This window comes from Pseudomonas sp. 5.2 (assembly GCF_059025405.1).
On record NZ_JBYBHH010000004.1, the window covers coordinates 99,014 to 123,705 of the forward strand.

The window sequence follows — 24,692 nt, forward strand, 5'->3', positions numbered from 1 at the left end:
TTAGTGGCGTTTGGCGCTACGGATCTGATGCACCACACCCATGGCTACCACGACTGCGGCAGCAATACCGGTGGAGATCACCAGGATCTGGTAGTCAGGCATGAACGCCATGGTCACCAGGGCAGCCACGATGAACGCGATTACCAGGTAGGTCAGCCACGGGAACAGCCACATCTTCAGGCGCACTTCCTTGCCTTCGGCAATCAGCTTGCGGCGCATGCGCAGCTGCGAGAAGGCGATCACCAAGTACACCAGCAGCGCGATCATGCCGGTGGTGTTCATCAGGGTGTCCAGCACGTCTTTCGGGCGCAGGGTTTCGCTGAAGTTGATCAGCGCACACACCACCGCCACGGCGCACGAGCCCATGATCGCGTACACCGGTACGCCGGTGCCGGCGCGGGTGATCTTGAAGAACGACGGCGCGTCGCCACGCTGGGACAGCGAGAACAGCATGCGCGAAGCGGTGTAGTGACCGGAGATCAGGCAGCTGCTCACCGAGGTCAGGACCACGAAGTTCATCAGCAACTCGGCATACGGCACGCCCAGCAGCTCCAGGGTACGGCGGTAGGCACCATAGCCCGAGACGCCCAGGTGCGGGTCGTTCCACGGCACCAGGCAGACGATCAGGAAAATCGAGCCAACGTAGAACAAGCACACACGCCACACCACCGAGTTGGTGGCCTTGACGATCTGCGCGGCCGGATCTTTGGCTTCGGACGCGGCGATGGTCACGATCTCTGCGCCGAGGAAGGCGAACATCACCCCGAGCAACGCACCAATCACCGTGGTGATGCCGTTGGGCATGAAGCCTTCTGCGGTCAGGTGGCTGATGCCACGCACTTCACCGAACTGCCAGACGTTCATCACCGCTGCGGTGCACACCACCAGGAAGCAGACGATGGCGATCACCTTGATCAAGGCAAACCAGAACTCGAACTCGCCGTAATGCTTGACGTTGAAGAAGTTGACGGTGATCAGCAGCAGGGTCGTGGCCAGCACGAACACGTTGACACTGACGTCAGGGAAGAAGCCATGCAGGATCTTGCCCGCCACATAGGCTTCCCACGCCATGAGGATGACCCAGTACCACCAGTACAGCCAGCCGATGGTGAAACCTGCCCAACGGCCAATGGCACGGTCGGCGTAGGTGGAGAACGAGCCGGTGTCAGGCGAGGACGTCGCCATTTCGCCGAGCATGCGCATGATCAGCACCACCAGGATGCCGCCTGCCAGGTAGGCCAGGACAGCGGCCGGGCCGGCGCTGTGGATCACGCTGCCGGAACCGACGAACAAGGCGCCGCCGATAACCCCGGCGATCGACATCATCGTCAGGTGGCGCGACTTGAGGGAGGCACTGAGCTTGCTCTCGTGCCCGCCTTTCGCGGTGGTGGTTGTGGATGTTGCGTCCATCAGTTGTGTACCCCGTGCTTCTTTTTATCCAAGGAAAACTGTGAGACCCCGATGGCTAGCGGCCTCACCTGTACATCAGTGCTAATGCGGGCAGGATGGTGTGAGCAAACACACGCAGGCCATCCATGGCGGCCTGCTGACGCGCCCGAAGGTTTGCCCTTCGAGCGAACTGAACATGCTTTATGTGGCGATATCCGACACCTAATGTAAAAATGTCCGACGCAGAGAGCCATGCACAGTGGCATGAATCTCGCACTGCACTGTACAGGTCGCCAATGCAGTACACCCTGCAGGCACCTGACGCTACGCACCCTGAAAGGCCCTCGAATGTTCGAATTACACCCAGACGCCCCCACCCCGTTGGTCAACCAGATCATCGACGGCTTGCGCGAGCTGATCGACAACCAGACGCTCAAGCCTGGGGCCAAGGTCCCGTCTATCCGCGCCTTTGCCGCGACCTACTCGGTGAGTACCTTCACCGTGGTCGAGGCCTACGACCGCCTGGTCGCCCAGGGCCTGCTGGTCAGCCGCGGCAATGCCGGGTTTTTCATCAACCGCGCGGCTGGCGAGTTGCTGGACAAACACAATGTCGAGGCCGACACCAGTCGACCAACGTTCAACTCCGAGTGGTACCTGCAGCAGATCTTCGAGATCCGCCAGCTGCCCTTCAAGCCCGGCTGCGGCTGGCTGCCCAATGACTGGATGTACGAGGAAGGCCTGCGCCGCGGCCTGCGCCAGGTTGCTGGCAGCCCGCTGGAGTTGTCCGGCTACGGCGACCCTATGGGCCTGGCCGAACTGCGCACGCTGACCGCACAAAACCTGCAGCAGGAGCTGTCGATCGTCGCCAACCCGGCGCAGCTGATGCTCACCCATGGCGCCAGCCAGGCCCTGGACCTGGCCGCGCGCACCCTGGTGCGCCCAGGGGACGTGGTGCTGGTCGACGACCCCGGCTACCCCAACCTGATGAGCATCCTGCGCACCCAGGGCGCGACGTTGGTCGGCGTACCCCGCACCCCTGCCGGTTACGACCTGAACCAGCTGGAGCAGTTGCTGGCGCATCACCGCCCGACCGCGTTCTTCACCCAGCCGCACCTGCACAGCCCGACCTGCTCGCGCACCCCGCTGCCGCAGTTGCATCGGCTGTTGCAACTGGCCAGCCAGCATGGCTTCCGCCTGGTCGAGAACAACCTGTACGCCGACATGGTCGCCGAACCGCAACCGTGCCTGGCCAGCCTCGACCACCTGCAGCAGGTGGTGTACGTCGGCAGCTATTCGAAGAGCATCTCGCCCAACGTACGGGTTGGCTACATGATGGCCAACCCGGAGCTGATGCAGAAACTGGTGCACCTGAAAATGCGCTCAGGCCTCACCACCTCGCAGGTGATGGAACGCGTGGTGTATGCCGCGATCATCGACGGCCGCTGGCGCAAACACCTCAAACGCCTGCGCCAGCGCCTGGCCGAGGCGCACCAGGAAGTGGGCCGGCACCTGCACCGGCTGGGCTTCGAGCTGTTCACCGAGTCGGATGAGGGCATGTACATCTGGACCCGCCACCCCGCCATCCCCGACAGCGCGGAGCTGCTGGATGATGCGTTGGAGAAAGGCATCATGCTTGGGCCTGGGCAGCTGTTCATGGTCGATGCCAAGCCGACCGGGTGGATGCGCTTCAATGTGGCGTTCAGTACGGACCCGGCGATGTGGGAGTTGTTGGAGAAGGTGCTGGTGAAGCATGTGCGGCGGGGTGGGGTGTAGGGACGGTGGTGTGGCGGGGTGTTCGCCTTGACATCTTCTGCGCCTGTGAGATCGAGCGCCGCCCGCGCGGCGCTTCGCAGCACAAGGCTGCTCCCACATCTGTTTCGGGCCAATTATTCCTGAGGTATGGGCGCGCGGCCCCTTTTGGTACCCACCTCAATACCGTTCGAACAAACAAGGCGGTCGCGCGCAAATGCCACAGGCCTCACTGGCCCGAGACAAACGTAGGAGCGAGCGTTGCTCGCGATGCGCCGCGCGGGCGGCGCTCGATCTCATAGGCGCTGAAGCATTCAAGGCAGGCGATTCATCGTCCCAGGGCTATGATTAGTCAATTTTCTATTTATCATCTTCACTATTAGCCCAGCTTATTATCGAGCCCGACCATGTCCGACCGCCTGCTCAACGACCGCCTCGACTGGAACCTGCTGCGCACCTTCCGGGTCATCGGCCAGGAGCTGTCCATTAGCCGGGCGGCCGCCCGCCTGCACCTTACCCAACCGGCGGTGAGCCAGGCGCTCAAACGCCTCGAAGATCAGCTCGGCCGGCAACTCATCGCCCGCCGTGGGCCACGCTTTGTGCTGACTGAAATGGGCGAGCAGCTGTTTGTGCTGGCCGGCGAGGTGTATGGGCAAATGTCGCAGATCGGCTGCCTGCTGGAGCAACCGGCGGACGAACTGGTGGGCAAGGTGCGCTTGCTGATGATCAGCCGCATCGAAAGCGAGCAGTTCGACGATTTTCTCGCTGACTTCCACCGCCAGCACCCACGGGTAGAGCTGGAAATCGAGGTGATGCGCAGCTCCGACATCGTCGCCGCCTTGCAGGAGAAGACTGCCACGGCGGGCTTGAGCCTCAATCGACGGCCGCAACCGCGGCTGGAGCAGCGGCTGTTCCTGCGCCAGCGCTATGGGTTTTTCTGCGGCAAGCACCATGCCTTGTTCGGCCAGTTGGAGGGCGACCTGCAGCGTGAGAACTTCGTCAGTTTCACCAGCGACCAGATCGGCGGGATGCTCTCGCCGCTGACCATCTTCCGGGACCAGCAAGGGTTCTCCGGGCGGATCGTGGCGTCCTCGCCCAGCCTTGAAGAGGTACGCCGGCTGGTGATCGCGGGCTTTGGCATCGGCTGCCTGCCGGAACACGTGGTGGCGGCGGATGTGGCGGCGGGGTTGTTATGGAAGCTGCCACCGCAGGAGGGGATTGCGGATGTGGATATTCACCTGCTGTGGAACAGGGAGCAACGGCTGAGCCGGGCCGAGCGAGTATTTATCGAGGCCCTGCAACAGTGCGGGGATAACAAAGAATCGTAGGACACAGTGAGGGGGAGTTCATCGCAACATCGCAAAAACGCTGCTTGTGAACGCCCCTCTAGCGCTTTTTGGCTGACTGATAAACCGCGCTGCGTTCACGCTTGCCCACTGAAACTACCACAACAACGACCCGCTCATCTTCGACCCGGTAGCCTTAAGCCTTGAACTTTATTTTGTAGTGATTAGGCAGCTCCCGCAGAGCATCGGCCTGCACCCTCGGTGCCTGCAAACGTTCGCCAAGCTTCTTCTTGATCTGCTCACGCAACGTATGGCCCAGTTTGCCCCACTCCTTGAACGCTGAAGGGACGAACTCAAGCTTATAAGTCATCCAAAGACACCGGCATACCTTGCTCACCAAGACGGGACTTGGCCAGCTCGCTTAGCTCGATGTCTTCCAGTTTTTCCATCATGGCTTCATACAGTTCGGCCGGCACCATGTAACCCATCACACGATTGTGATTCAGTACGGCAATGGGCATGCCTGCGGCGCCAGACATTACTGCAGTTGGGTTCTTTTTTAGCTCTGAAACGCTTACCGCTACGTCAGCGAAAATATTCTGCATGCTATCAGCCCTCAATTAAGACCTATATTTTGGTCAAATTTAAGAAGCATGGCAAGGGACGGCCCCGTAAAAGTTTGGATCCCATCCCCGGGCAGGGTATGCTTGCAGGATAGCTAAATGCCACCATCCGGGCGCACCCAGTGCCTGGCATTCACGGACGAGCCTCCTTTGCCAAGCCACCCTACCCGCCACACCATCGCCCGCCAATGGCAGCTGCTCAAGCTGCTGCCGGGGCGCCACCCAGGCATGAGTTCTACGCAGTTGCAGGCAGCGCTGGCGAAGGTGGGCCACACCACCAGCAAGCGCACCGTGGAACGTGACCTGGTGGAACTGTCGGCGTTGTTTCCGCTGCACTGCAACAGTAAAGGCATGCCATATGGCTGGTACTGGCAACCTGGGCTGAGCCTGGACGAGGCGCAGCAACTGCAACCGGATGCCCTCGCACCGGTTCGCCAGATCGGGCTACGCGCCTGGGTCGACGACGCGCTCGCACGGCGCCTGGAACAGCAGCCACTGTCCACAGACATGCAGCTGGCACCTCAGCAAGACGGCGGCGCCGCGCTGGCCGCTACCGTCGACGACAGCCGTGCACTGATGGGCTGGTTACTGTCCCAGGCAGGGTCGATTCGTGTCTTAGCCCCCGCATCACTGCGCACCGCCCTGCTGGAGCAGCAGCGCCAGAGCCTGGCGCTGCACGAAGAATGCAGTTAAGCACGAGCGTGTAGGAGCAGCCTTGCGCTGCGAAGAGGCCCGCGACAACACCGGGAATCTTCCGTGGTGCTACGGGCCTCTTCGCAGCGCAAGGCTGCTCCTACAGTGAGTTAAGTGGGTTGGTCACGTCCGCAGTGAGCCACACTGCGTCCCAATGGGGATAGTCACCTATGTGTTCAACCAAACCCGCACGCAATGGGTTTGCAACGATGTACCTGGCTATCTTGCGCACGTCATCGTCCTTGCGTACGGCACGGTCTTGATAACCACGTTGCCAGACTTGGCCGCGACTTACCCCTGCTTTGCATAGTGCAGTGCCAGAACGCGACTTGAACTGCCGCATCAGGCTGCACAGTGTGTCGGTGTGAAGCTCAATCAGCCAATGTAAGTGGTCAGGCATCACCACCCAGGCAAGTGAATGGCAGGCATCTTCTCGTTCCGATTGGCGCATTTGCCCGATGACCAGGCGCGCAGCACGCAGGTTTGCAAACAGCGGCCTGCGCTGGTGAGTGACGGTGGTGAGCAGGTATAGCCTGCCGGGTTCCGAAAACCGTCCCCGCCGTAGTAGTTTTGCTTTGGCCCAATCCATGGTGTGCCCCTCGTTTAACGATCCTTGTCGTTACGAACAATAGGAGACACAGCAATTCAGCACTCTCTAGATCGTTACTGAATATCACAACCAAATACCGAATAGCGGTTGTGTAGGAGCAGCCTTGTGCTGCGAAGAGGCCCGCGACAACACCGTGAATCTTCGCTGGTGCTACGGGCCTCTTCGCAGCGCAAGGCTGCTCCTACAGTGACCCATCGACAGGTTCAGGACGGCAACACCGGCACGCGTCGGCGTGACAGGCAGGCGTACGCCAACCCCAGCACGCTGAACCCTAACACCACCAGCAGCACCATCAATTCGCGGCTGTAGCGCGCCACTTGCGCGGGGAAGCCGGTGAACTCGCGGTACACCTGCACATCGGCCACGCCGTCGGCATGACGGATGCTGACGCCGCCCTGGCGGATCTGCGAGTAGTCGGCATCGAAGTAAACCCACACCTTGCACACCCCACCCGGTTCGATGGAGGGTATTTCGACCAAGGGCGTGGCTGCTTCGATAATGGTGTCGTTGCCAGCCGCATCGCGCACTTGCACCAGGCCCTTGGCAGGCAGGCGAATCTTCACCAGGCGAACCGGCGCATTACCGGTGTTGCGCAGGTCGATGAGCAGACCGGTGCGGTGGTCCACCAGCCCCGCCTCGAACGGTTTGGCGAACAACTGGGCATAAGGCGCCTGGGCCAGTTCGATCAACCTGTCGACCTGGTCCTGATGCAACTGCCCTTCGCTGATGGTGTTGATACGGCCCTGCAATTGCTCGTACTTAAGTTGCTCGCTGGCCTTGGTGATGCGTTCGCTGAATTGGCTCGGGTAAGTGAGGTAGGCGTAGGTCAGGGAGGCCTCCAGGCGAGGGCTGCCTTTGATCACCACATAGGCCACTACCATGACCATCAGGCCAATCAGCAGGGCTACGAGGACTTTGCCGACTTTGTCCCAGCTCAACGCAAACTTCCTTCTGTCGTGATACTGACGGTTCAAGGCGCCCAAGGGTGCCAATTTCGTGGCGCCCAGGCAAGCATTCAGCGCCCTGGGAGCCGAAAGCGACCACACCGGTACCCTGATAGCAGAGCATAGCCACCCTCAGCATCGACAGGTTGAAGTTCTGACCCTGGGCTCAGAAGCCCAGCGTCGCCGACAGCAGGTAGGTCCTTGGGGTAGACAGCGTCAGCCCTGGTTCACTGTCGTCCGATGCCCCTGCCGACGCCCAGTAGCGGTCGTCCAACACGTTCTCGACACTGGCCCGCAGCGTGACCTGGGTCTCGTCTACCTTGAAGGCATAGCGGGCACCCAGGTCGAAACGCTCCCAGCCGTCGATCTGCTTGCTGTTGTTCTGGTCCAGGTACTGCGAACTCGAGTGAATGCCCCGTGCGGTCAAGGTCAGCCCGTTTACCCTCGGCACATCCCATTCGGCCCCCACATTGACGTTGTACTCGGGCGTTGCCGGTGCGCGGTTGCCGTCGAAGGCGCCGCCGACGGTATCGGTCAGTTCACTGTCGATGTACATCACCCCGCCCAGCAGGCGGACGCCCTCCAGCGGCTCGCCAAACACACTGAGCTCCACACCTCGGTTGTCGCGCTTGCCATTGGGCCCAAACACCCGCGTGGTGGCATTGGTTTCGTAGGCGGGCTGGCGTATGCGAAACACGCTGGCGGTGAAGCCGACCTTACCCAGGTCATACTTCGCCCCGACTTCCACCTGCCGGCTGGTGAAGGGCGGGAAGATCTGGTCTTCGTTGACCGACGTCGACGGCGCGATCTTACCTTGGCTCAAGCCTTCCATGTAGTTGGCGTACAGCGACAGCTGCTCGCTGACCTTCAGCAGAACGCCCGCCGATGGCGACACCTTTTCTTCGTCGTAGGCCGTGTCACCTTTGACGCCGTCGCTCCAGTCATCAACCTGCACCCGCTGCCAGCGGGCGCCCAAGGTCAGCAGCAGGCGGTCATCGAAAAAGCCAAGGGTATCGGCCAGGGCGACGCCGCTGAACCGGTTCTCGGTGTAAACCTTGGGGTCGAGCCGGGTCGGGGTGCCGGGTGTCGGCGTGGCCACCGGGTTGTAGAGGTTGCTGGGCGCCGAGGCGTAGCGCGCGCCGCCGTTGGTGAAGTCCATGTAAAAGTACGTGGCGGCCAGGTTCACTTCGTGGCTGACCGGCCCGGTATGGAACCAGTTGCGCACACCGGCCGTGGCGGTACGCACGCTTTCATCGCGGGTGAAATCGCGCGGCTGAACAGTAAAGTCCCCGGCATCGTTGATGATCGAAACGTTGTGGCGCAAGAAGTCATGGTTGCTCTTGCGCGCGCCGACTGCGCCATAAGCCATCAGCGAGTCGCTGATGTCGTACTCGGCATTGACGGCACCGAAGGTGTCATTAGTGCGCGCCTTGCTCCAGGCCTGTGCGTAGTTGTGGTGTACATCATTGGCGCTCGGCACCTTGGCGTTGGCACCAATCAGCACACGCTCCTGGGGGGCATCGGTATCACGCTCGGTATGGCCGATGTCGGTCGAAAGGCGCAGCCGCTCGCCACGAAAATCCAGGCCCAGCACCGCCATGTCCCGCTCGACACGCTGGTGTTCCCACTCGGTGTCGCCGGCCTGCTTGACGCCGTTGAAGCGGATACCAAACTGCCCGCCCTCGCCAAAACGGCGGCCGACATCCACCGCACCACCGGCCTGGCTGCCCGAGGCATAACTGCCGGTGAACTCAGTAATGGGCGTATCGCCTGCCCGCTTTGGCACCACATTGATACCGCCGCCCACGCTGCCGCGCGGCGAAATGCCATTGAGCAACTGGCTCGGCCCCTTGATGATGTCGACCCGGTCGGCCATCTCCATGTCGATCGAGTAGGTCGGCAAGATGCCGAACAGGCCATTGTAGGAAACATCGCTGTTGAACAAGCTGAACCCGCGGATGGTGAACTGCTCGAAGCGCCCACCTGCCGGGTTGGTCGCACGCACCGAGGGGTCGCTGGCGATCAGGTCACCCAGGGTGCGTGCCTGCTGGTTCTTCACCAGGTCGCTGGTGTAGGTGGTCATGCTGAACGGGGTGTCCATGAAGTCGCGCGAGCCAAGCAGGCCTTGCGACCCTTGGCGGGCGACCTGGCCACCGGCATAAGGTGGCGCGTCGCTGGCACCCACATGGCCACCGACAATGCTGGTCGGGGCGATCTCCAGCGCATCCGACGCTTGCGCCACAGGCACGAGGGTAAACGCCCCGTTACCCACTGGTTGCAGCTGCAGGCCGCTGCCTTGAAGCAGCTGCATGAAGCCCTCGTCAACGCTGTAACTGCCTGACAACCCCCTGCTTTGCCGGCCAGTGACCAGCGCCGGGTCGAGTGAAAGGCTGACCCCGGCGAGGTGGGCGAAACGGGTCAGTGCGGCGCCCAGGGTGCCGGCGGGCACGGTGTAGGCACGCCGCGCGAGGTCGTCGGCCCAGGCTGACGAAGACAACAGGTTGGCACTCAGGCTGATGGCAAAACCCAGGTACATCAACGGACGCGAACGAAGTGACGCCGCACGCGGGCGGCAAGGCAATACGACAGGCATTGAAACAGGCTCCCTTTATTCTCTACTACCGCTAATGACAGGCGGCCTGAAAAAAAGGGACAGCCTTGCAGCATTATTTTTAACGAACGAAAAACCCTGCCCACCGCCCACGGTTAATCCTTGACCGAGGTCATGCCGTGACGGACGATCAGCCTTCCACAAGCAAGGACGAATACCATGTTACGGATATTGGGCAGAGCGTCTTCGATCAACGTGCGTAAAGTCCTCTGGGCCTGTGCCGAGTTTGATATCCCCTTCGAACGGGAGGACTGGGGCGCAGGCTTCACCGCCACCGACACCCCCGAATTCTTGGCACTTAACCCCAACGCCATGATCCCGGTCATCCAGGATGGCGACTTCACCCTGTGGGAATCCAACTCCATCATCCGTTACCTGGCGACGCGCTATGGCCACGCCTCGGTGTACCCGACCGAGGCAAAAGCACGAGCAGGTATCGATCAATGGATCGACTGGCAGGCTTCGGACCTCAACAGGTCCTGGAGCTACACCTTCATGTCGCTGGTCAGGCATTCACCCGCCCACCAGGACCCGCAGGCGCTGGCCGCCGGCCGTGCCGAATGGTCTCGCTACATGCAGATTCTTGATCGGCAGCTCGCCGCAACCGGTGCGTATGTGGCCGGCGACATGTTCACCCTGGCAGACATCCCCATCGGCCTTTCGGTCAACCGGTGGTTCGAGACACCTTTCGAGCACCCTGATTTGCCAGCCGTCAGGGCGTATTACGAACGCTTGAGCAAACGCCGGGCATTTTGCCTGCATGGCAGAAACGGCACCCCCTGAGCGCACTGCTGCCACACTCGACCGCTGCGCCGCCCTGGCAGAACTGATCGAAAGGGCTGCGTAGCGGCCCACGTGCCCACCGCCCACGGACTACCCTCATGCCGCACACTTATCACGGCAGCTGCCTTTGCGCCGCTGTCAGCTATCAGCTGCTCACAGCCCCCAAAGCGCTCACCCATTGCCATTGCAGCCAGTGCCGCAAAGGCCACGGGGCGGCGTTTGCAAGCTATGCCAGCGTACCCCGCAACGCACTCAAGGTACTGACCGGCGCAGACACGATCAGCACCTATCACTCCTCGCCTTCGGTGCAACGCGAATTCTGCGCACGCTGTGGCTCGAACCTGTTCTGGTCACGCGCCGAGGGTGAGTTCAGCGACTGGGTATCGGTGGCCTTGGCCACACTGGACACGCCCTTCACGCCTCACATCCAAAAGCACATTCACCTCGATGCCAAGGCGCCTTGGTACACCCCTGTCGAACCCAGTGCGCCTGGCGCCTAGGCGCCTTGCAGCACGCTCTAGCGTGGCTTCAACACCTTCGCCAAGACGAACGTTACAACCACCGCCAGCAACACCGCCAGCGAAATCGACAGGACTGCGCCCCACTGCAACAGCGTACTTTGCAGAGCCAGGTAGAAGCCCACCACGCCCACCGCGCCAATGGCATTGCCACGCACGATCGCGCCCAACTCGTGGCGCCCGCCCTGGACGTGGGCAAATACTGCAAGCGGCCAGGCGATTACCGGGACCGGCGCCAGCATCCCACTGACCACCGGCCCGAGCATCGTTGCACTGGCCGTGATCACCAACAGCAACAAGGTGGCGGTCATCATGCGCATCGGGATGACCCAGCGCGGCATCGGCACGTAACGCGCTGAACGGGCCTGGGCCGGTTGCGAGGTAGCGACGACGATGGCGACGACCAGTAACAGCGTGGCAACGACAGACAGCGCCACCCAGCCCAGGTGGCTGGTCGCCAAGGCGGCCACAGCGAAGAACAGCAGCGCTGCGCTGCAGCCCACAAACGCACTGACGCGCTGGGTCACCCAGTAGTAGAACAAACAGGTCGCTTGCACGGCGGCCACCCCCGCCAATGCCCCAGGTACGGCCTGCGACGCGAACACCTCACCCTGTTCAAGGCTGAGAAACAGCATCACCAGCGCCGAGGTGACAGGCAGCCCCGACAGCAGCCCGCCAATTTGCGTACCCCAACGTTTGCCCGCCAGCGAGATGGCCAGCATGAGGGTGGGTGTCATGAGTAGTTTGAGGTAGAAGGCAGTCATGCAGAGGTTCGGATCAGAAGGGAGGGATCAAGCCTTGCGCAGTCGCGCGCGGGTTGCTTGGCAGAGCCTCATGCTAGCCGAATTGCACTTCTGCCCACCAGCGGCGAACGCGCCGGCCCCGTCACAACTGCGCCAGCCGCTCCCGCAAGAACCCGACAAAGGTTTGCACCGCCCGCGCCACCTGGCGATGCTGCGGATACACCGCCGACAACTGCAACGCCGGCGGCGTCCAGTCTTCCAGCAACGTCACCAAGCGGCCATCCGTCAGTGCCTGGCCAACGATGAACGTGGGCAGGTACGTCACGCCCATCCCCGCTATCGCCGCATCCCTGAGCATTTCGCCATTGTTGGCGCGCATCCGCCCCGCCACCGCAATTGCCTGCGTCTTGCCGCCCTGTTTGAACTGCCACTGCACCTGCCGTGAATGCCCATAAGGCAGGCAGTCATGCCCGGCCAACTGCTCGGGGAATGCGGGCACCCCATGCGCCTCAAGATAGGCCGGGCTTGCGCAGTACACCCGTTCAACACCGGCAATACGCCGCGCGATGAGGCTGGAGTCCTCCAGCGCGCCAATGCGCAAGGCCAGGTCATAGCCTTCGCCGATCAGGTCCACGGCCCGGTCGCTGAGGTCCACTTCTACATCCACCTGCGGGTGCAACTGCAGAAATTCGGTCAGCAGGCACCCCAGGTGGGCCATGGCGAACGACAGCGGCGCACTCAGGCGCAAGGTGCCGCGCAAGGCCTGGGCCTGGCCGCTGATGTCATGCTCCACCTGCTGCACTTCGCCCAGCAAGCGCAACGCCGACTGGTAATAGTGCTGCCCCAGCGGAGTGGCGTCCAGGCGCCGTGTCGAGCGGTTGAGCAGGCGCACGCCCAGGCGTTCTTCAAGTTGCATCAGGCGCCGGCTGACCGATTGCTTGGACATACCCAGACGGTCCGCCGCAGCGGTGAAACTACCGGCTTCCATGACCTGGGCGAAGATCCGCATGTCTTCGTAAGGGTTCATTGTCTCGTTCCTGGTGACAGTCAAACGCTTTATAGCCGCTTTTTCCCACGAAGGCATCTCCTTAATCTACTCGCAAGTCACAGCGATGGCCCTTAAGGCCAGGCAATGCGCCCCTCTCAAACACTTTCATAGAAAAGGATTCGCACATGAACATTGTCCACAAGGTACTCACCACCAGCCTCCTTGCCCTCTCCGTTTCCACTGCGTTCGCAGCAGGCAGCCCAGGCGTTGAGCAGCACACCCAGGCCTTCCTCGAAGCCCTGGAAAAGGGTGGTGGCAAGCCCCTGGAACAGCTCGCGCCGAAGGACGCCCGTGCAGTGCTGACCGGTGCTCAATCGTCGGTCAAGGTTGACCTGTCCGGCATCGAAGTCAAAGCACACTCGATCCAGGCCAACGGCGAGACAATCACGCTGCAAGTTGTCCGCCCGGCCAATGTGAAGGGTGAGTTGCCGGTGTTCATGTTCTTCCACGGCGGCGGCTGGGTACTGGGCGATTTCCCGACTCACCAGCGGCTGATTCGCGACCTGGTGGTCGGTTCCGGCGCGGTAGCGGTGTACGTGGACTACACGCCTTCACCTGAAGCGCACTACCCCACTGCCATCAACCAGGCTTATGCCGCCACCCGCTGGGTGGCCGAGCATGGCAAAGCGATTGGCGTGGATGGCAAGCGCCTGGCCGTGGCCGGCAACAGCGTCGGCGGCAACATGGCCGCAGTGGTCGCGCTCAAGGCCAAGGAGGCCGGTACGCCTAAGCTGCGCTTCCAGTTGCTGCTGTGGCCGGTGACCGATGCCAGCTTCGAGACCGGCTCGTACAAGCAGTTCGCTGAGGGGCACTTCCTCACGACGGGCATGATGAAGTGGTTCTGGAATAACTACACCACTGACGCCAAGGCACGTGAGCAAATCTACGCCTCGCCGCTGCGCGCCAGCAGCGAGCAGCTCAAAGGCCTGCCGCCAGCGCTGGTGCAGACCGCAGAGTTCGATGTGTTGCGTGATGAGGGCGAGGCCTATGCACGCAAGCTGGATGCGGCGGGGGTGACGGTGACTGCGGTGCGGTACAACGGGATGATTCATGACTATGGGTTATTGAACCCACTGAGCCAGGTGCCTGAAGTGAAAGCGGCGATGCGCCAGGCAGCTGGGGAGCTGAAGGTGCACCTTCAATAAATCCAGACACAAAGGCCCGCGCGATCGAGTCTTTGTGGTTGCGCGTGCCATTGCTACCTGTTCTTCCGAAACCCACTTACAACGAGAGGGCGATGGCGTTCGGGTGCGCCAGGAGCAGTTGCTGCAACTTGGCAATGGCCAGGATGCAGAGGTCCTGGTGTTCGACTTGCGCCCCCATGAGTTGCCAGGCATGCCGTAAACCGATGCCGGCCCTGATCACCTCAGGGCTCGAACCCTTCGACGATGATCACTTCAGCCTTCGCCACACCTTGGCGGTGGCTGCAGGCCTCCTGATAAAGCGCGGACCGATAACAGGCCACCGCCTGCTCGTAAGAGTCGAACTCGATCACCACGCTGCGCTGCGGCGTCGGCCGCCCTTCCATCGCCTCGCTACGCCCGCCCCGCGCCAGAAACCGCCCACCGAATGCGGCGAAGGCAGCGGGCGCGCGCTGGGTGTATTGCTGGTATTGCTCGGGGTCGGTCACATCCACGTGGGCGATCCAATACGCTTTCATCCGCTGCTCTCCTGTTGCAAAAGTATTTGTGTATGATGGTATACCATAAAAATCACCCCACCACAGCGAGCGTGCAGCATGGCTTTCAACAGCATCGAAGAACTTCTCGAGGACTACCGGCAAGGCAAGATGGTCCTGCTGGTGGACGATGAGGACCGGGAAAACGAAGGCGACCTGCTGATCGCCGCCGAACGCTGTGACGCCCAGGCCATCAACTTCATGGCCCGCGAAGCGCGCGGCCTGATCTGTCTGACACTGACCGACGATCACTGCCAGCGCCTGGGCCTGGAGCAGATGGTACCGGCCAACGGCAGCGTGTTCAGCACCGCCTTCACCGTGTCGATCGAGGCCGCCACTGGCGTCACTACCGGTATTTCCGCTGCCGATCGTGCGCGCACCGTGGCAGCGGCCATGGCGCCAAACGCGCGCCCGGAAGACCTGGTGCAGCCTGGGCATATCTTCCCCCTGCGCGCCCGCGAAGGCGGCGTGCTGACCCGCGCCGGCCACACCGAAGCGGGCTGCGACCTGGCGCGCCTGGCCGGTTTCACAGCCGCCTCGGTGATCGTCGAAGTGCTCAATGACGACGGCACCATGGCGCGCCGCCCGGACCTGGAAGTGTTCGCCGCCAGGCACGGCATCAAGATCGGCACCATTGCCGATTTGATCCACTACCGCCTGAGCACCGAGCAGACCATCAAGCGCATCGGCGAGCGCGAATTGCCCACCGTGCACGGCACCTTCCGCCTGGTGACCTATGAAGACCGCATCGAAGGTGGCGTACACATGGCCATGGTCATGGGCGACATCCGCCGCGAGCAACCGACCCTGGTGCGCGTGCATGTGATCGACCCGCTGCGCGACTTGGTCGGCGCCGAATACGCCGGCCCGGCCAACTGGACACTGTGGGCGGCGCTGCAGAAGGTCGCCGAAGAAGGCACCGGCGTGGTGGTGATCCTGGCCAACCATGAATCTTCGCAGGCGTTGCTCGAACGCGTTCCGCAGCTGACCCAGCCGGTGCGGCCTTACCAGCGCGGGCAGTCGAAGGTGTATTCGGAAGTCGGCACCGGTGCACAGATTTTGCAGGACCTGGGCGTAGGCAAGCTGCGCCACCTTGGGCCGCCGCTCAAGTATGCGGGGTTGGCAGGGTATGAGCTGGAGGTGGTGCAGAGCATTCCGTTCGAGCCAGTGTTGGCTAGCTGACACCGCTGCCATAGCGCCCACGCCGTGTAGGAGCAGCCTTGTGCTGCGAAGAGGCCGGTACTTACCCAGAGAAGGGTCCTGTTTGCACCGGCCTCTTCGCAGCACAAGGCTGCGCCTACAGCACGTGGAGGCGATGGTTGGAAAGGTTGGAGTGATGGCCGGTCGCCTCCGCCTCTTGCCAAAAGTTTGGAATACCATAATATGATATCCCGTAGACCTTGAATGTGCAGGCCGGCACCTACACTCACAATCGGCCACCGACACTTTGTTTTAGCTGCTCCCCGAATACTGTTGGCGGGCGCACCAAAAAGCCCCGCCTCGAATAACAAAAGCAACGAGGGCGTAACCATGCTGTTGAGCAAACGTGTAACCGCAGTGCTGTCCGCCAGCCTGCTGACCCTGGCGTGTCAGGCCACGCAGGCCGCTGACAGCCTGAACTTCGTCAGTTGGGGCGGTACCACCCAGGACGCCCAGAAAGAAGCATGGGCCGTACCCTTCTCCAAAGCGACCAACATCAAAGTCGTCCAAGACGGCCCTACCGACTACGGCAAGCTCAAGGCCATGGTCGAAAGCGGCAACGTGCAGTGGGACGTGGTCGACGTCGAAGCCGACTTCGCCCTGCGCGCCGCCAGTGAAGGCCTGCTCGAGCCGCTGGATTTCAACACCGTCAAAAAAGACCGCATCGACCCGCGCTTCGTGTCCGACCATGGCGTCGGCTCGTTCTTCTTCTCGTTCGTGCTCGGCTACAACGAAGGCAAGCTGGGTGCGAACAAGCCGGTAGACTGGACCTCGTTGTTCGACACCAAGACCTACCCCGGCAAGCGCGCCCTGTACAAATGGCCGAGCCCTGGCGTGCTGGAACTGGCGCTGCTGGCCGACGGCGTGCCCGCCGACAAGCTCTACCCGCTGGACCTGGACCGCGCTTTCAAAAAGCTCGACACCATCAAGAAAGATATCGTCTGGTGGGGTGGCGGCGCGCAGTCGCAGCAACTGCTGGCCTCTGGTGAAGCCTCGCTCGGCCAGTTCTGGAACGGCCGCGTGTATGCCTTGCAGCAAGACGGTGCGCCGGTGGGCGTGAGCTGGAAGCAGAACCTGGTCATGGCCGACTTCCTGGTCATCCCCAAGGGTGCCAAGAACAAGGACGCGGCCATGAAGTTCCTGGCCAACGCCAGCAGCCCCGAAGGCCAGGCCGAGTTCGCCAACCTGACCGCTTACGCGCCGGTCAACCTGGACAGCGTGCCCAAGCTCAAAGCCGACCTGGCACCTAATCTGCCGACCGCCTACGCCCAGGACCAGGTGACACTGGACTTTGCCTACTGGGCGAAAAACGGCCAGGCCATCGCCGCACGCTGGAATGAGTGGTTGGTCAAATGAAAGTCGCCATCAACGCCCTGCACAACGCGCAAGGTGCCCCCACGGGCGCCGGCGCCCCGGGAACGGCCCCCCGCCGTGTGAGCCTGGGCCAGCGCTGGAAAGGCAGCCGCAACCTGCTGCCTGCCCTGCTGTTCCTTGGCCTGTTCTTCTTCGCCCCGCTGATCGGCCTGTTGCTGCGCGGCGTGCTGGAGCCAGTGCCAGGCCTGGGTAACTACGAGCAGTTGTTCGCCAACTCGGCTTATGCGCGGGTACTGTTCAACACCTTCTCGGTGGCCGGTGTGGTGACCCTGATCAGCGTGCTGCTGGGCTTCCCGCTGGCCTGGGCGATCACCCTGGTGCCCAACGGCTGGGGCCGCTGGTTGCTGAACATCGTGCTGCTGTCGATGTGGACCAGCCTGCTGGCGCGCACCTACTCGTGGCTGGTGCTGCTGCAAAGCTCGGGTGTGATCAACAAGGCGTTGATGGCCATGGGCATCATCGATACCCCGCTGGAGATGGTGCACAACCTCACCGGCGTGGTGATCGGCATGAGCTACATCATGATCCCGTTCATCGTGCTGCCGCTGCAGGCGACCATGCACGCCATCGACCCGATGGTGCTGCAAGCCGGGTCGATTTGCGGGGCCAGCCCGTGGACCAACTTCTGGAAGGTGTTCCTGCCGCTGTGCCGCTCGGGGCTGTTCTCGGGGGCGTTGATGGTGTTCGTCATGTCGCTCGGTTACTACGTCACGCCGGCCCTGCTCGGTGGTGCACAGAACATGATGCTGCCCGAATTCATCATTCAACAGGTGCAGTCGTTCCTCAACTGGGGCCTGGCCAGCGCCGCCGCCGCACTGCTGGTGGTGATCACCTTGGTGCTCTTCTACCTGTACCTGAAGCTGCAGCCGGAATCCCCGGTCGGCAACGCGAGGTAATCCGCCATGCTCCTGTCACCCAATGCCATGGGCCGCCCGCTGCGTACGGGCCTGTACCTGACCACCGGGGTCATCGCGGCCTTCCTGCTGCTGCCGGTGGTGTTCATCGTGCTGCTCTCGTTCGGCTCTTCACAGTGGCTGGTGTTCCCTCCGCCGGGCTGGACCTTCAAGTGGTACGGCCAGTTCTTCTCCAACCCAGAGTGGATGGATGCCGCCCTGGCCAGCCTCAAGGTCGCCGTGCTGACCACCGTTGCCGCAGTGCTGCTGGGCCTGCCGACGGCGTTTGCCCTGGTGCGCGGCCGCTTCCCCGGCCGTGAGATGCTCTACGGCCTGTTCACCATGCCGATGATCGTGCCGCTGGTGATCATCGCCGTCGCGGTGTATGCGCTGTTTCTCAAACTGGGCTACACCGGCACGCTGTTCGCGTTCGTGGTCAGCCACGTGATCGTCGCCCTGCCCTTCACCATTATCTCGATCATCAACTCGCTGAAGCTGTTCGACCAGTCGATCGAAGATGCCGCGGTCATCTGCGGCGCCTCGCGCCTGCAGGCGATTTTCAAGGTGACCTTCCCGGCCATTCGCCCGGGCATGATCGCCGGCGGCCTGTTCGCCTTCCTCGTCTCGTGGGATGAAGTGGTGCTCAGCGTGATGATGGCCAGCCCCGACCTGCAGACCCTGCCCGTGAAGATGTGGACCACCCTGCGCCAGGACCTGAGCCCGGTGATCGCCGTCGCCTCGACGCTGCTGATCGGCCTGTCCCTGCTTGTGATGGTCATTGCCGCCGCTTTGCGCCGGCGCACCGAAGTCAACGCCTGAGCGCCCGGAGAAAACAACAATGAGTGCAGTGATCAAAGACAACGCGCACAACAAGACCCTGGTCAGCCTGCGCGGCCTGAACAAGCACTACGGCGACTTCACCGCCGTGGACAACCTGAACCTCGAAATCCAGGACGGCGAGTTCCTCACCTTCCTCGGCTCCAGCGGTTCGGGCAAGTCCACCACCCTGTCGATGCTGGCCGGTTTCGAAACCCCCAGCAGCGGCGAGATTCTGGTCGAGGGCCAGTCGCTGGTGAACGTACCGCCGCACAAGCGTGATATCGGCATGGTGTTCCAGCGTTATTCGCTGTTCCCGCACCTGAACGTGCGTGACAACATCGCCTTCCCCCTGGCCATCCGCAAACTCGGCGCCGCCGAGATCAACAAGCGGGTCGATGCCATGCTCAAGCTGGTGCAGCTGGAAAAGTTCGCTCACCGCAAGCCTTCGCAAATGTCGGGCGGCCAACAGCAACGGGTGGCGATCGCCCGCGCGCTGGTTTATGAGCCCCGCATCCTGCTGATGGACGAGCCGCTCGGCGCATTGGATAAAAAGCTGCGTGAGGACCTGCAGGACGAACTGCGCCAGTTGCACCGCCGCTTAGGCATCACCATCGTCTACGTCACCCACGACCAGGAAGAGGCCATGCGCCTGTCCCAGCGCATCGCCATCTTCAGCCATGGCAAGATCGTTGGGTTGGGCAGTGGCTATGACCTTTACCAGAACCCGCCGAACGCGTTCGTCGCCTCGTTCCTGGGCAATTCCAACTTCCTGCGGATCAAGGCCAGCAGCAATGGCGCGGGCAGTTTCGAGGGCCAGCCGGTGGCCATTCGCCTGACCGTCGGGTTGGCTGCCGAGCAGCAGGCACTGATCATGGTACGCCCGGAAAAAGCCCTGGCACTGACCGCTGCCCAGGCCGCCGCGCAACCCTTGCCAGCGGGCTGGAACGAGGTGCGGGCCAAGGTCGCCGAAGTGTTGTTCCTGGGTGAAAGCCAAACGTGCCATGTGGTCACTGCCGGCGGTACCGAGATGACCGTGAAGGCGCTGTCTGCGGCAGGCATGCCGATGCAGCCAGGGGATACCGTGAACGTGCGCTGGGCCGTGGCCGATGCCTGCATCTATACCGAGTGGGCGGAGAGTGACCTGAGCAAGTCGGCAGGCGCGCACTGATTTAGCAGCAACCTGTGGGAGCAACTGTCTTATGGTGCTTGTACCGGCCTCTTCGCGGGCAAGCCAGCTCCCACAGGATTAACGCCCTCCCGACTGCCTGTCATATTTCTATCACGCCACCGTCGTAATCTGCCGGGCAACTCTGTGCCATAGGTTGCCCGGCATGCCCCGCCTGCTGCTCATTCTTCTTGCCCTGCTTCCGCTGTCGGCCCTGGCCGATTTTGCGCATTTGCGCGTGCAGGGCTCCAACACCATCGGCGCGGCCCTGCTGCCGGCTTTGGTGCAAGGGCAATTGCGGGCTCAAGGTGCAACGGCGATTGAACAGGCCCCCGGCACACACACCAACGAAACCGTCATCACCGCCCGCGACGTTCGCGGGCAACCGCTGCGTATCGACATCGCCGCGCATGGTTCCAGCACCGGCTTTGCAGCGTTGGGCCGGGGCGAGGCCGACTTGGCTGCCGCCTCGCGGCCGATCAACGATACAGAAGTTGAGCAACTGCATGCCCTGGGTGACCTGCGTGCGGCCAGCGCCGAACAGGTGATCGGCCTCGATGGCGTGGCGGTGATCGTCCACCCCGACAACCCACTGCCGCAACTGACCACGCTGCAACTGGCGCAGATCTTCTCCGGGCACATCCAGCGCTGGGACCAGGTGGGCATTGCGGGTGGGAAGATTCACCTTTATGCCCGCGACGACCGTTCCGGCACCTTCGAAACCTTCAAGGCACTGGTGCTCGACCCTAATCAAGGCGAGCTGTCTGCCAAGGCTCAGCGCTTTGAGTCCAGCGACACGCTGGCCGAGCGCGTCACCGCCGACCGCCAGGCCATCGGTTTCAGCAGCCTGGCGGCAGTACACGGGGCCAAGGTGCTGGCCGTCGCCCAGGGCGATGCACCGGCCATGCTGCCGCAGCGCTCGCTGGTGGCCAGCGAGGACTACCCGCTGTCGCGGCGCCTGTATTTCTACCTGCCAGCCAACCCCAAGCCTCAGGCCAAGGCCCTGGCCGACTTTGCCCAGAGCCCAGCCGGCCAGGCCATCGTCGCGCAACTGGGTTTCGTTTCGCAGCAGGTCAAGGCGCAAGCGGTCCCCCCACAGGCCGACATGCCGCCACGCTACCGCACACTGGCCGAGCAAGCGCAGCGGTTGAGCGTGAATTTTCGCTTTCAGGAGGGCAGCGCCAGCCTCGACAACAAAGCGTTGCGCGATGTGCAGCGGGTAGCCGAGTACCTGCGCCAGGCCGGCAAGCTGCAGAGCAAGGCGGTGCTGGTGGGCTTTGGTGACCCCAAGGAGACACCCGGGCGCGCGGCGCTGCTTTCGCGCTTGCGGGCGCTGGCGGTTCGTCGCGAGCTGGCACGCGATGGCGTGGACGTGCTGGAAGTGACCGGCATGGGCGACGAACTGCCCGTGGCAGGGAACGACCAGGAGCAAGGCCGCTTGCGCAATCGGCGGGTAGAAGTGTGGGTGTATTAAGGCGTAACCCGCTGGGTGCTAGGCAAAGAAATGTAACAGGTCTGCATTCGGCATCCCGCGCAAACGGGACTAGGCTCAAGCCCATGTGATACCGGGCCCCTCTGACGGCTACCAAGCCGCCATGTCGGATCACTGTTGCCTTGCAACGTCGACAATCAAGGAGGGGCTCATGACGGCTCTGCAGACATTCCTCACCACTCCGTTTCTCGGTACCAGCACCTGGTTGTGGCTGGTGTTCATCGCCATCGTCATCGGTTTGCTGGTACTCGACCTGGGCGTGCTGCACCGCCAGGACCGCGAGATCGAAATGCGCGAAAGCCTGCTGCTGTACTCGGGCTATTTCAGTGTCGGCGTGCTGTTTGGCGTCTGGGTCTGGTTTGAACTGGGCGCGCAGTCGGCGCTGGAGTTCTACACCGGGTTCCTGGTCGAGCAGTCGCTGTCGATGGACAACGTGTTCGTCATGGCGATGATCTTCGGTTTCTTCGCCATCCCCCGCCGCTATCAGCACCGCGTGCTGTTCTGGGGCATCCTGGGCGTGGTGTTCCTGCGGGCGATCATGATCGGCGTGGGTGCGACACTGGTGCAGAACTTCGAATGGGTACTGTACATCTTCGGCGCCTTCCTGCTGTTTACCGGGGTGAAGATGGCACTGTCGAAGGAGGACAGCCATCCGGACCTGGCCAACAACCCAATCTTGAAATTCGTGCGCCGGCACATGCGGGTTACCGACCAGATCCACGGCTCGCACTTCTTCGTGCGCCAGACCCCGCCAGGGCAAAGCAAGGCGCTGCGGTATGCCACCCCGCTGTTTCTGGCCCTGGTACTGATCGAACTGGCCGACCTGGTGTTTGCGGTCGACAGCGTGCCGGCGATCTTCGCCATTACCCAGGACCCGTTCATTGTCTACACCTCGAACATCTTCGCCATCCTTGGCTTGCGCTCGCTGTACTTCGCCTTGTCGGCGTTGATGCACCGGTTTATCTACCTCAAGTACGCGCTGGCGTTGGTGTTGATCTTCATTGGTTGCAAGATCTTCTACCACGGGATGGTCGGCAAGGTGCCGGCGCTGCTGTCGTTGGGGGTGACGTTTGGGTTGTTGCTGGGTGGGGTGGTGGTGTCGTTGGTCAAGACGCGGGGGGGTAAGGTGGCAACAGAGGGCGATCCGTTGGAGCGAGCTCCTGCTGAACAAAAGACTGCGGCCAAGGATAATGACACGAAGCAGAATTCTGTCAGTTGAGGAGCCTTTTCGCGACGGAGCGCCGCGAAAAGGTTATGAAACTCTAGAGTCAGTTAATTACTCTTGGACAGCTCAAGCATCAAAGTGACAGCTGCGACCCCGATGAAACCTACAGCAGTTAGCCATAAAGCCACTACAAATCTTAGCCTCAGGTTGGGTGGAAATGCTTTTAGCTCATCCGGACTCAACTGCCCAAGACGCAAGGCTCGTCCTGGAAAAATAACAAGACCTCCTATCGCGCACATTAAAAGCACGCGCCATTTTAAGGTGGATGTTCCCCACGTAACCTTCAACATCTCCACATAGGGACTGGTGGTGATCGAATCGCATACAACCTGGTAATCGCGGCTTACAGTGGTGTACACATTAATAGCAATACCCAGCATGCAGATAAAGCATGGCACCACTATTAACAGCAGCTTTACCATCGCGGGCCAGGCATGAATATCAGTCACCTGACACCTCATATATAAACTCTCCCGTGTATTCACCGGCGAGTTCTCCAAGCTTACTGCCAACTAGGCCACTACCCCCTGCCACTATAATGCCGCACAGTGGGGCCCCTACTCCCGCTGTGCTCACGGTAAAACCAACACACAATGTGCCAATCGCTGCAGTGGCCAGTATCGACCCTGCCATTCCACCACCCACGCTCCCGCTAAATTTTCCTGTTTCTACGAAACGGGCTTTCCTGCAAGCCTCTGTACTCCCTGCCTGACAAACCTCTCTCACATTGAGGTACGACGAAGCCCCGCTCAGTCCAATTGCAGCATTCCCGCCGTGTTTGAGGTAATTGGAGAGTTTCGCCACTTTATCGAGATGCGTCGCATACCCCGGTATCTGCCCCGCCCCACCCGCTTTCGACCAATGGTGCACCAGGCTCTTGGTCGAAATATTCAGACTCTTCTTCAGCCGCTCATAACTCCCCAAGTTCAGCTGTTTGTTAAGCAATGCCGCCTTCAACTGTCCATCCAGTTGCTGCAACAGCTGACGCCGCGAGACGAAGAATTCGCGACTGTTCAAGTGCCCATGCCGCAAAAACTCCCGCTGATGCAATTGCTCGATCTGGTTCAAGGTGTTGCGGACCTGTTTCAACCCTTGATCCAGCATGTCCTTGCCCACGCCCATCGATTGGCTGGCATTGCTGAGCAAGCCGGCAATATCAGCCTGGTGCTTCATCATGAAATCCGATTCGGCAAAATCCAGCGCCGCCAACGCGTGCCGGGCGTCCTGAGCGGCAGCCATCAGCTTGGCTTCCTCCCGGGTACAGGCATCGCCATTATCTGGGTCACCAATGACGAAAATTTCCCCAGCCTTGAATCCTTGATCGTAGGTAGGATTAAGCCGCTGCAAACGGGAAATGGGTAACGTGGCGTCCTGCTCGGCCAACCGCAGCAGAACCTGAGAGAGCGACATGCTTCTGGGAACCACATAAAAGCCCGGCTCCATTGTCCCCGGCAATGCTGTAACTGACCCTCGCGAGCAGTTGCCTGCTTGAGCACCCGCGGTTGGCACAATAGACATTACGCGGTTAGACGCCAAAGTCCGCAGAGGTGGCGGTGCCACATCCAGCGGTGCTACGACTCGGTTACTACCAGGCGGGCAACCACAGTTCACCAGCGCCCCATCCATGGCCACGGCATGGCCATCAGAGAAGAAATGCAAAACGCCTTCAGCGACGGTCCCTTCATCGCCGCAGAGGGGACAGGGTGTTGTCCTGTCGCCCTCCCTGAGCACCCTACGCCCATCGCTCAAGTAGCAGAGATCAGTCGCGATGCAAACAGCGCCCGTCGTGGTGACATCACCGTCTACCGCCTGACCTTTTCCTCCCAGGTTGACACGCATCGACACGCTC

The 24,692-nt window shown here is 61.7% G+C and carries 23 protein-coding genes and 2 pseudogenes; 14 read left to right on the plus strand and 11 right to left on the minus strand.

The window, feature by feature from the left end; all coding sequences use genetic code 11:
• The gene (locus AC5PZ0_RS08185; protein WP_027593792.1) at positions 1 to 1,410 is read right to left on the minus strand and encodes an amino acid permease; all 1,410 of its coding nucleotides are present in this window, start codon (positions 1,408 to 1,410) and stop codon (positions 1 to 3) included.
• A 327-nt stretch (positions 1,411 to 1,737) separates the two neighbouring features.
• On the opposite strand from AC5PZ0_RS08185, the gene AC5PZ0_RS08190 reads away from it, so the two are divergent.
• Both AC5PZ0_RS08190 and AC5PZ0_RS08195 read left to right on the plus strand, forming a co-directional pair.
• Positions 1,738 to 3,162 carry an aminotransferase-like domain-containing protein gene (locus AC5PZ0_RS08190; RefSeq protein WP_027593793.1) on the plus strand — a complete coding sequence of 475 codons (1,425 nt, stop codon included), beginning with the start codon at positions 1,738 to 1,740 and terminating at the stop codon, positions 3,160 to 3,162.
• A 383-nt stretch (positions 3,163 to 3,545) separates the two neighbouring features.
• Positions 3,546 to 4,466 (plus strand): LysR family transcriptional regulator, encoded by a 921-nt coding sequence (locus AC5PZ0_RS08195; protein ID WP_493854657.1) that lies wholly within the window; start codon positions 3,546 to 3,548, stop codon positions 4,464 to 4,466.
• Positions 4,467 to 4,524: 58 nt separating this feature from the next.
• Here AC5PZ0_RS08195 and AC5PZ0_RS08200 read toward each other — a convergent pair.
• Positions 4,525 to 4,794, minus strand: a pseudogene (locus AC5PZ0_RS08200) (type II toxin-antitoxin system RelE family toxin).
• Positions 4,784 to 5,029: a type II toxin-antitoxin system Phd/YefM family antitoxin gene (locus tag AC5PZ0_RS08205; RefSeq protein ID WP_493854658.1), complete on the minus strand. Its 246-nt coding sequence runs from the start codon at positions 5,027 to 5,029 to the stop codon at positions 4,784 to 4,786. The pseudogene AC5PZ0_RS08200 and the gene AC5PZ0_RS08205 overlap by 11 nt, the downstream one beginning before the upstream one ends.
• 168 nt (positions 5,030 to 5,197) lie before the next feature.
• Here AC5PZ0_RS08205 and AC5PZ0_RS08210 point away from each other — a divergent pair, with 168 nt between their 5' ends.
• Positions 5,198 to 5,740, plus strand: coding sequence for a WYL domain-containing transcriptional regulator (locus AC5PZ0_RS08210; RefSeq protein WP_085273290.1), 543 nt, complete (start codon positions 5,198 to 5,200; stop codon positions 5,738 to 5,740).
• 100 nt (positions 5,741 to 5,840) lie between these two features.
• Here the strand turns inward: AC5PZ0_RS08210 and AC5PZ0_RS08215 are convergent, their stop codons facing one another.
• From AC5PZ0_RS08215 to AC5PZ0_RS08225, 3 genes are all read right to left on the minus strand, one after another.
• Positions 5,841 to 6,329 carry an REP-associated tyrosine transposase gene (locus AC5PZ0_RS08215; RefSeq protein WP_099429840.1) on the minus strand — a complete coding sequence of 163 codons (489 nt, stop codon included), beginning with the start codon at positions 6,327 to 6,329 and terminating at the stop codon, positions 5,841 to 5,843.
• A gap of 224 nt (positions 6,330 to 6,553) precedes the next feature.
• On the minus strand, positions 6,554 to 7,288 hold the full coding sequence (locus AC5PZ0_RS08220) for a hypothetical protein (protein WP_493854659.1): 735 nt from the start codon (positions 7,286 to 7,288) through the stop codon (positions 6,554 to 6,556).
• A gap of 172 nt (positions 7,289 to 7,460) precedes the next feature.
• Positions 7,461 to 9,887 carry a TonB-dependent siderophore receptor gene (locus AC5PZ0_RS08225; protein ID WP_493854660.1) on the minus strand — a complete coding sequence of 809 codons (2,427 nt, stop codon included), beginning with the start codon at positions 9,885 to 9,887 and terminating at the stop codon, positions 7,461 to 7,463.
• Between the two features lie 177 nt (positions 9,888 to 10,064).
• On the opposite strand from AC5PZ0_RS08225, the gene AC5PZ0_RS08230 reads away from it, so the two are divergent.
• Complete coding sequence (locus AC5PZ0_RS08230) at positions 10,065 to 10,688, plus strand: glutathione S-transferase family protein (RefSeq protein ID WP_274887323.1); 624 nt, start codon at positions 10,065 to 10,067, stop codon at positions 10,686 to 10,688.
• A 98-nt stretch (positions 10,689 to 10,786) separates the two neighbouring features.
• Positions 10,787 to 11,188, plus strand: coding sequence for a GFA family protein (locus AC5PZ0_RS08235; RefSeq protein ID WP_493854661.1), 402 nt, complete (start codon positions 10,787 to 10,789; stop codon positions 11,186 to 11,188).
• A 17-nt stretch (positions 11,189 to 11,205) separates the two neighbouring features.
• Here the strand turns inward: AC5PZ0_RS08235 and AC5PZ0_RS08240 are convergent, their stop codons facing one another.
• On the minus strand, positions 11,206 to 11,970 hold the full coding sequence (locus AC5PZ0_RS08240; protein WP_493854662.1) for a hypothetical protein: 765 nt from the start codon (positions 11,968 to 11,970) through the stop codon (positions 11,206 to 11,208).
• A 121-nt stretch (positions 11,971 to 12,091) separates the two neighbouring features.
• Positions 12,092 to 12,976, minus strand: coding sequence for a LysR family transcriptional regulator (locus AC5PZ0_RS08245; RefSeq protein WP_027593802.1), 885 nt, complete (start codon positions 12,974 to 12,976; stop codon positions 12,092 to 12,094).
• 146 nt (positions 12,977 to 13,122) lie between these two features.
• On the opposite strand from AC5PZ0_RS08245, the gene AC5PZ0_RS08250 reads away from it, so the two are divergent.
• Together AC5PZ0_RS08250 and AC5PZ0_RS08255 are read left to right on the plus strand one after the other, a co-directional pair.
• Positions 13,123 to 14,142, plus strand: coding sequence for an alpha/beta hydrolase (locus AC5PZ0_RS08250; protein WP_493854663.1), 1,020 nt, complete (start codon positions 13,123 to 13,125; stop codon positions 14,140 to 14,142).
• A gap of 82 nt (positions 14,143 to 14,224) precedes the next feature.
• Positions 14,225 to 14,341: pseudogene (locus AC5PZ0_RS08255) on the plus strand (pirin family protein); the annotation flags it as partial.
• Between the two features lie 22 nt (positions 14,342 to 14,363).
• Here AC5PZ0_RS08255 and AC5PZ0_RS08260 read toward each other — a convergent pair.
• Complete coding sequence (locus AC5PZ0_RS08260; protein ID WP_099429848.1) at positions 14,364 to 14,657, minus strand: DUF1330 domain-containing protein; 294 nt, start codon at positions 14,655 to 14,657, stop codon at positions 14,364 to 14,366.
• A gap of 78 nt (positions 14,658 to 14,735) precedes the next feature.
• Here AC5PZ0_RS08260 and ribBA point away from each other — a divergent pair, with 78 nt between their 5' ends.
• The 7 genes from ribBA to AC5PZ0_RS08295 all read left to right on the plus strand — a co-directional run bounded on the left by ribBA (position 14,736) and on the right by AC5PZ0_RS08295 (position 22,837).
• Entirely contained in the window at positions 14,736 to 15,857 is a 1,122-nt protein-coding gene (ribBA, locus tag AC5PZ0_RS08265; RefSeq protein ID WP_085273282.1) for a bifunctional 3,4-dihydroxy-2-butanone-4-phosphate synthase/GTP cyclohydrolase II, read from the plus strand.
• Between the two features lie 348 nt (positions 15,858 to 16,205).
• Positions 16,206 to 17,231, plus strand: a complete 1,026-nt coding sequence (locus AC5PZ0_RS08270; RefSeq protein WP_099429850.1) for a polyamine ABC transporter substrate-binding protein — start codon at positions 16,206 to 16,208, stop codon at positions 17,229 to 17,231.
• Positions 17,228 to 18,145, plus strand: coding sequence for an ABC transporter permease (locus AC5PZ0_RS08275; RefSeq protein WP_033694105.1), 918 nt, complete (start codon positions 17,228 to 17,230; stop codon positions 18,143 to 18,145). Before AC5PZ0_RS08270 ends, AC5PZ0_RS08275 begins: the two co-directional genes overlap by 4 nt.
• Before the next feature lie 6 nt (positions 18,146 to 18,151).
• A complete protein-coding gene (locus AC5PZ0_RS08280) occupies positions 18,152 to 18,961 on the plus strand; it encodes an ABC transporter permease (RefSeq protein ID WP_027593811.1) in 810 nt (269 codons plus the stop codon).
• 19 nt (positions 18,962 to 18,980) lie between these two features.
• Entirely contained in the window at positions 18,981 to 20,129 is a 1,149-nt protein-coding gene (locus AC5PZ0_RS08285) for an ABC transporter ATP-binding protein (protein WP_493854664.1), read from the plus strand.
• Positions 20,130 to 20,292: 163 nt separating this feature from the next.
• Positions 20,293 to 21,600, plus strand: coding sequence for a substrate-binding domain-containing protein (locus AC5PZ0_RS08290; RefSeq protein WP_493854665.1), 1,308 nt, complete (start codon positions 20,293 to 20,295; stop codon positions 21,598 to 21,600).
• Between the two features lie 169 nt (positions 21,601 to 21,769).
• Positions 21,770 to 22,837, plus strand: coding sequence for a TerC family protein (locus AC5PZ0_RS08295; RefSeq protein ID WP_493854666.1), 1,068 nt, complete (start codon positions 21,770 to 21,772; stop codon positions 22,835 to 22,837).
• 53 nt (positions 22,838 to 22,890) lie between these two features.
• Here the strand turns inward: AC5PZ0_RS08295 and AC5PZ0_RS08300 are convergent, their stop codons facing one another.
• The gene (locus AC5PZ0_RS08300) at positions 22,891 to 23,292 is read right to left on the minus strand and encodes a hypothetical protein (RefSeq protein WP_493854667.1); all 402 of its coding nucleotides are present in this window, start codon (positions 23,290 to 23,292) and stop codon (positions 22,891 to 22,893) included.
• Positions 23,285 to 24,682 (minus strand): PAAR domain-containing protein, encoded by a 1,398-nt coding sequence (locus AC5PZ0_RS08305; protein WP_493854668.1) that lies wholly within the window; start codon positions 24,680 to 24,682, stop codon positions 23,285 to 23,287. Before AC5PZ0_RS08305 ends, AC5PZ0_RS08300 begins: the two co-directional genes overlap by 8 nt.
• Positions 24,683 to 24,692: the final 10 nt, after the last annotated feature.

Excerpts from the sequence above, each read along its gene's own strand:
- AC5PZ0_RS08185 (WP_027593792.1), bottom strand. The coding sequence starts at position 1,410 with ATGGACGCAACATCCACAACCACCACCGCGAAAGGCGGGCACGAGAGC.
- AC5PZ0_RS08275 (WP_033694105.1), top strand. The coding sequence starts at position 17,228 with ATGAAAGTCGCCATCAACGCCCTGCACAACGCGCAAGGTGCCCCCACG.
- AC5PZ0_RS08205 (WP_493854658.1), bottom strand. The coding sequence starts at position 5,029 with ATGCAGAATATTTTCGCTGACGTAGCGGTAAGCGTTTCAGAGCTAAAA.
- AC5PZ0_RS08280 (WP_027593811.1), top strand. The coding sequence starts at position 18,152 with ATGCTCCTGTCACCCAATGCCATGGGCCGCCCGCTGCGTACGGGCCTG.
- AC5PZ0_RS08245 (WP_027593802.1), bottom strand. The coding sequence starts at position 12,976 with ATGAACCCTTACGAAGACATGCGGATCTTCGCCCAGGTCATGGAAGCC.
- AC5PZ0_RS08215 (WP_099429840.1), bottom strand. The coding sequence starts at position 6,329 with ATGGATTGGGCCAAAGCAAAACTACTACGGCGGGGACGGTTTTCGGAA.
- AC5PZ0_RS08295 (WP_493854666.1), top strand. The coding sequence starts at position 21,770 with ATGACGGCTCTGCAGACATTCCTCACCACTCCGTTTCTCGGTACCAGC.
- AC5PZ0_RS08270 (WP_099429850.1), top strand. The coding sequence starts at position 16,206 with ATGCTGTTGAGCAAACGTGTAACCGCAGTGCTGTCCGCCAGCCTGCTG.
- AC5PZ0_RS08290 (WP_493854665.1), top strand. The coding sequence starts at position 20,293 with ATGCCCCGCCTGCTGCTCATTCTTCTTGCCCTGCTTCCGCTGTCGGCC.
- AC5PZ0_RS08305 (WP_493854668.1), bottom strand. The coding sequence starts at position 24,682 with ATGCGTGTCAACCTGGGAGGAAAAGGTCAGGCGGTAGACGGTGATGTC.
- AC5PZ0_RS08285 (WP_493854664.1), top strand. The coding sequence starts at position 18,981 with ATGAGTGCAGTGATCAAAGACAACGCGCACAACAAGACCCTGGTCAGC.
- AC5PZ0_RS08260 (WP_099429848.1), bottom strand. The coding sequence starts at position 14,657 with ATGAAAGCGTATTGGATCGCCCACGTGGATGTGACCGACCCCGAGCAA.
- AC5PZ0_RS08240 (WP_493854662.1), bottom strand. The coding sequence starts at position 11,970 with ATGACTGCCTTCTACCTCAAACTACTCATGACACCCACCCTCATGCTG.
- AC5PZ0_RS08230 (WP_274887323.1), top strand. The coding sequence starts at position 10,065 with ATGTTACGGATATTGGGCAGAGCGTCTTCGATCAACGTGCGTAAAGTC.
- AC5PZ0_RS08235 (WP_493854661.1), top strand. The coding sequence starts at position 10,787 with ATGCCGCACACTTATCACGGCAGCTGCCTTTGCGCCGCTGTCAGCTAT.
- AC5PZ0_RS08190 (WP_027593793.1), top strand. The coding sequence starts at position 1,738 with ATGTTCGAATTACACCCAGACGCCCCCACCCCGTTGGTCAACCAGATC.
- AC5PZ0_RS08225 (WP_493854660.1), bottom strand. The coding sequence starts at position 9,887 with ATGCCTGTCGTATTGCCTTGCCGCCCGCGTGCGGCGTCACTTCGTTCG.
- ribBA (WP_085273282.1), top strand. The coding sequence starts at position 14,736 with ATGGCTTTCAACAGCATCGAAGAACTTCTCGAGGACTACCGGCAAGGC.
- AC5PZ0_RS08195 (WP_493854657.1), top strand. The coding sequence starts at position 3,546 with ATGTCCGACCGCCTGCTCAACGACCGCCTCGACTGGAACCTGCTGCGC.
- AC5PZ0_RS08250 (WP_493854663.1), top strand. The coding sequence starts at position 13,123 with ATGAACATTGTCCACAAGGTACTCACCACCAGCCTCCTTGCCCTCTCC.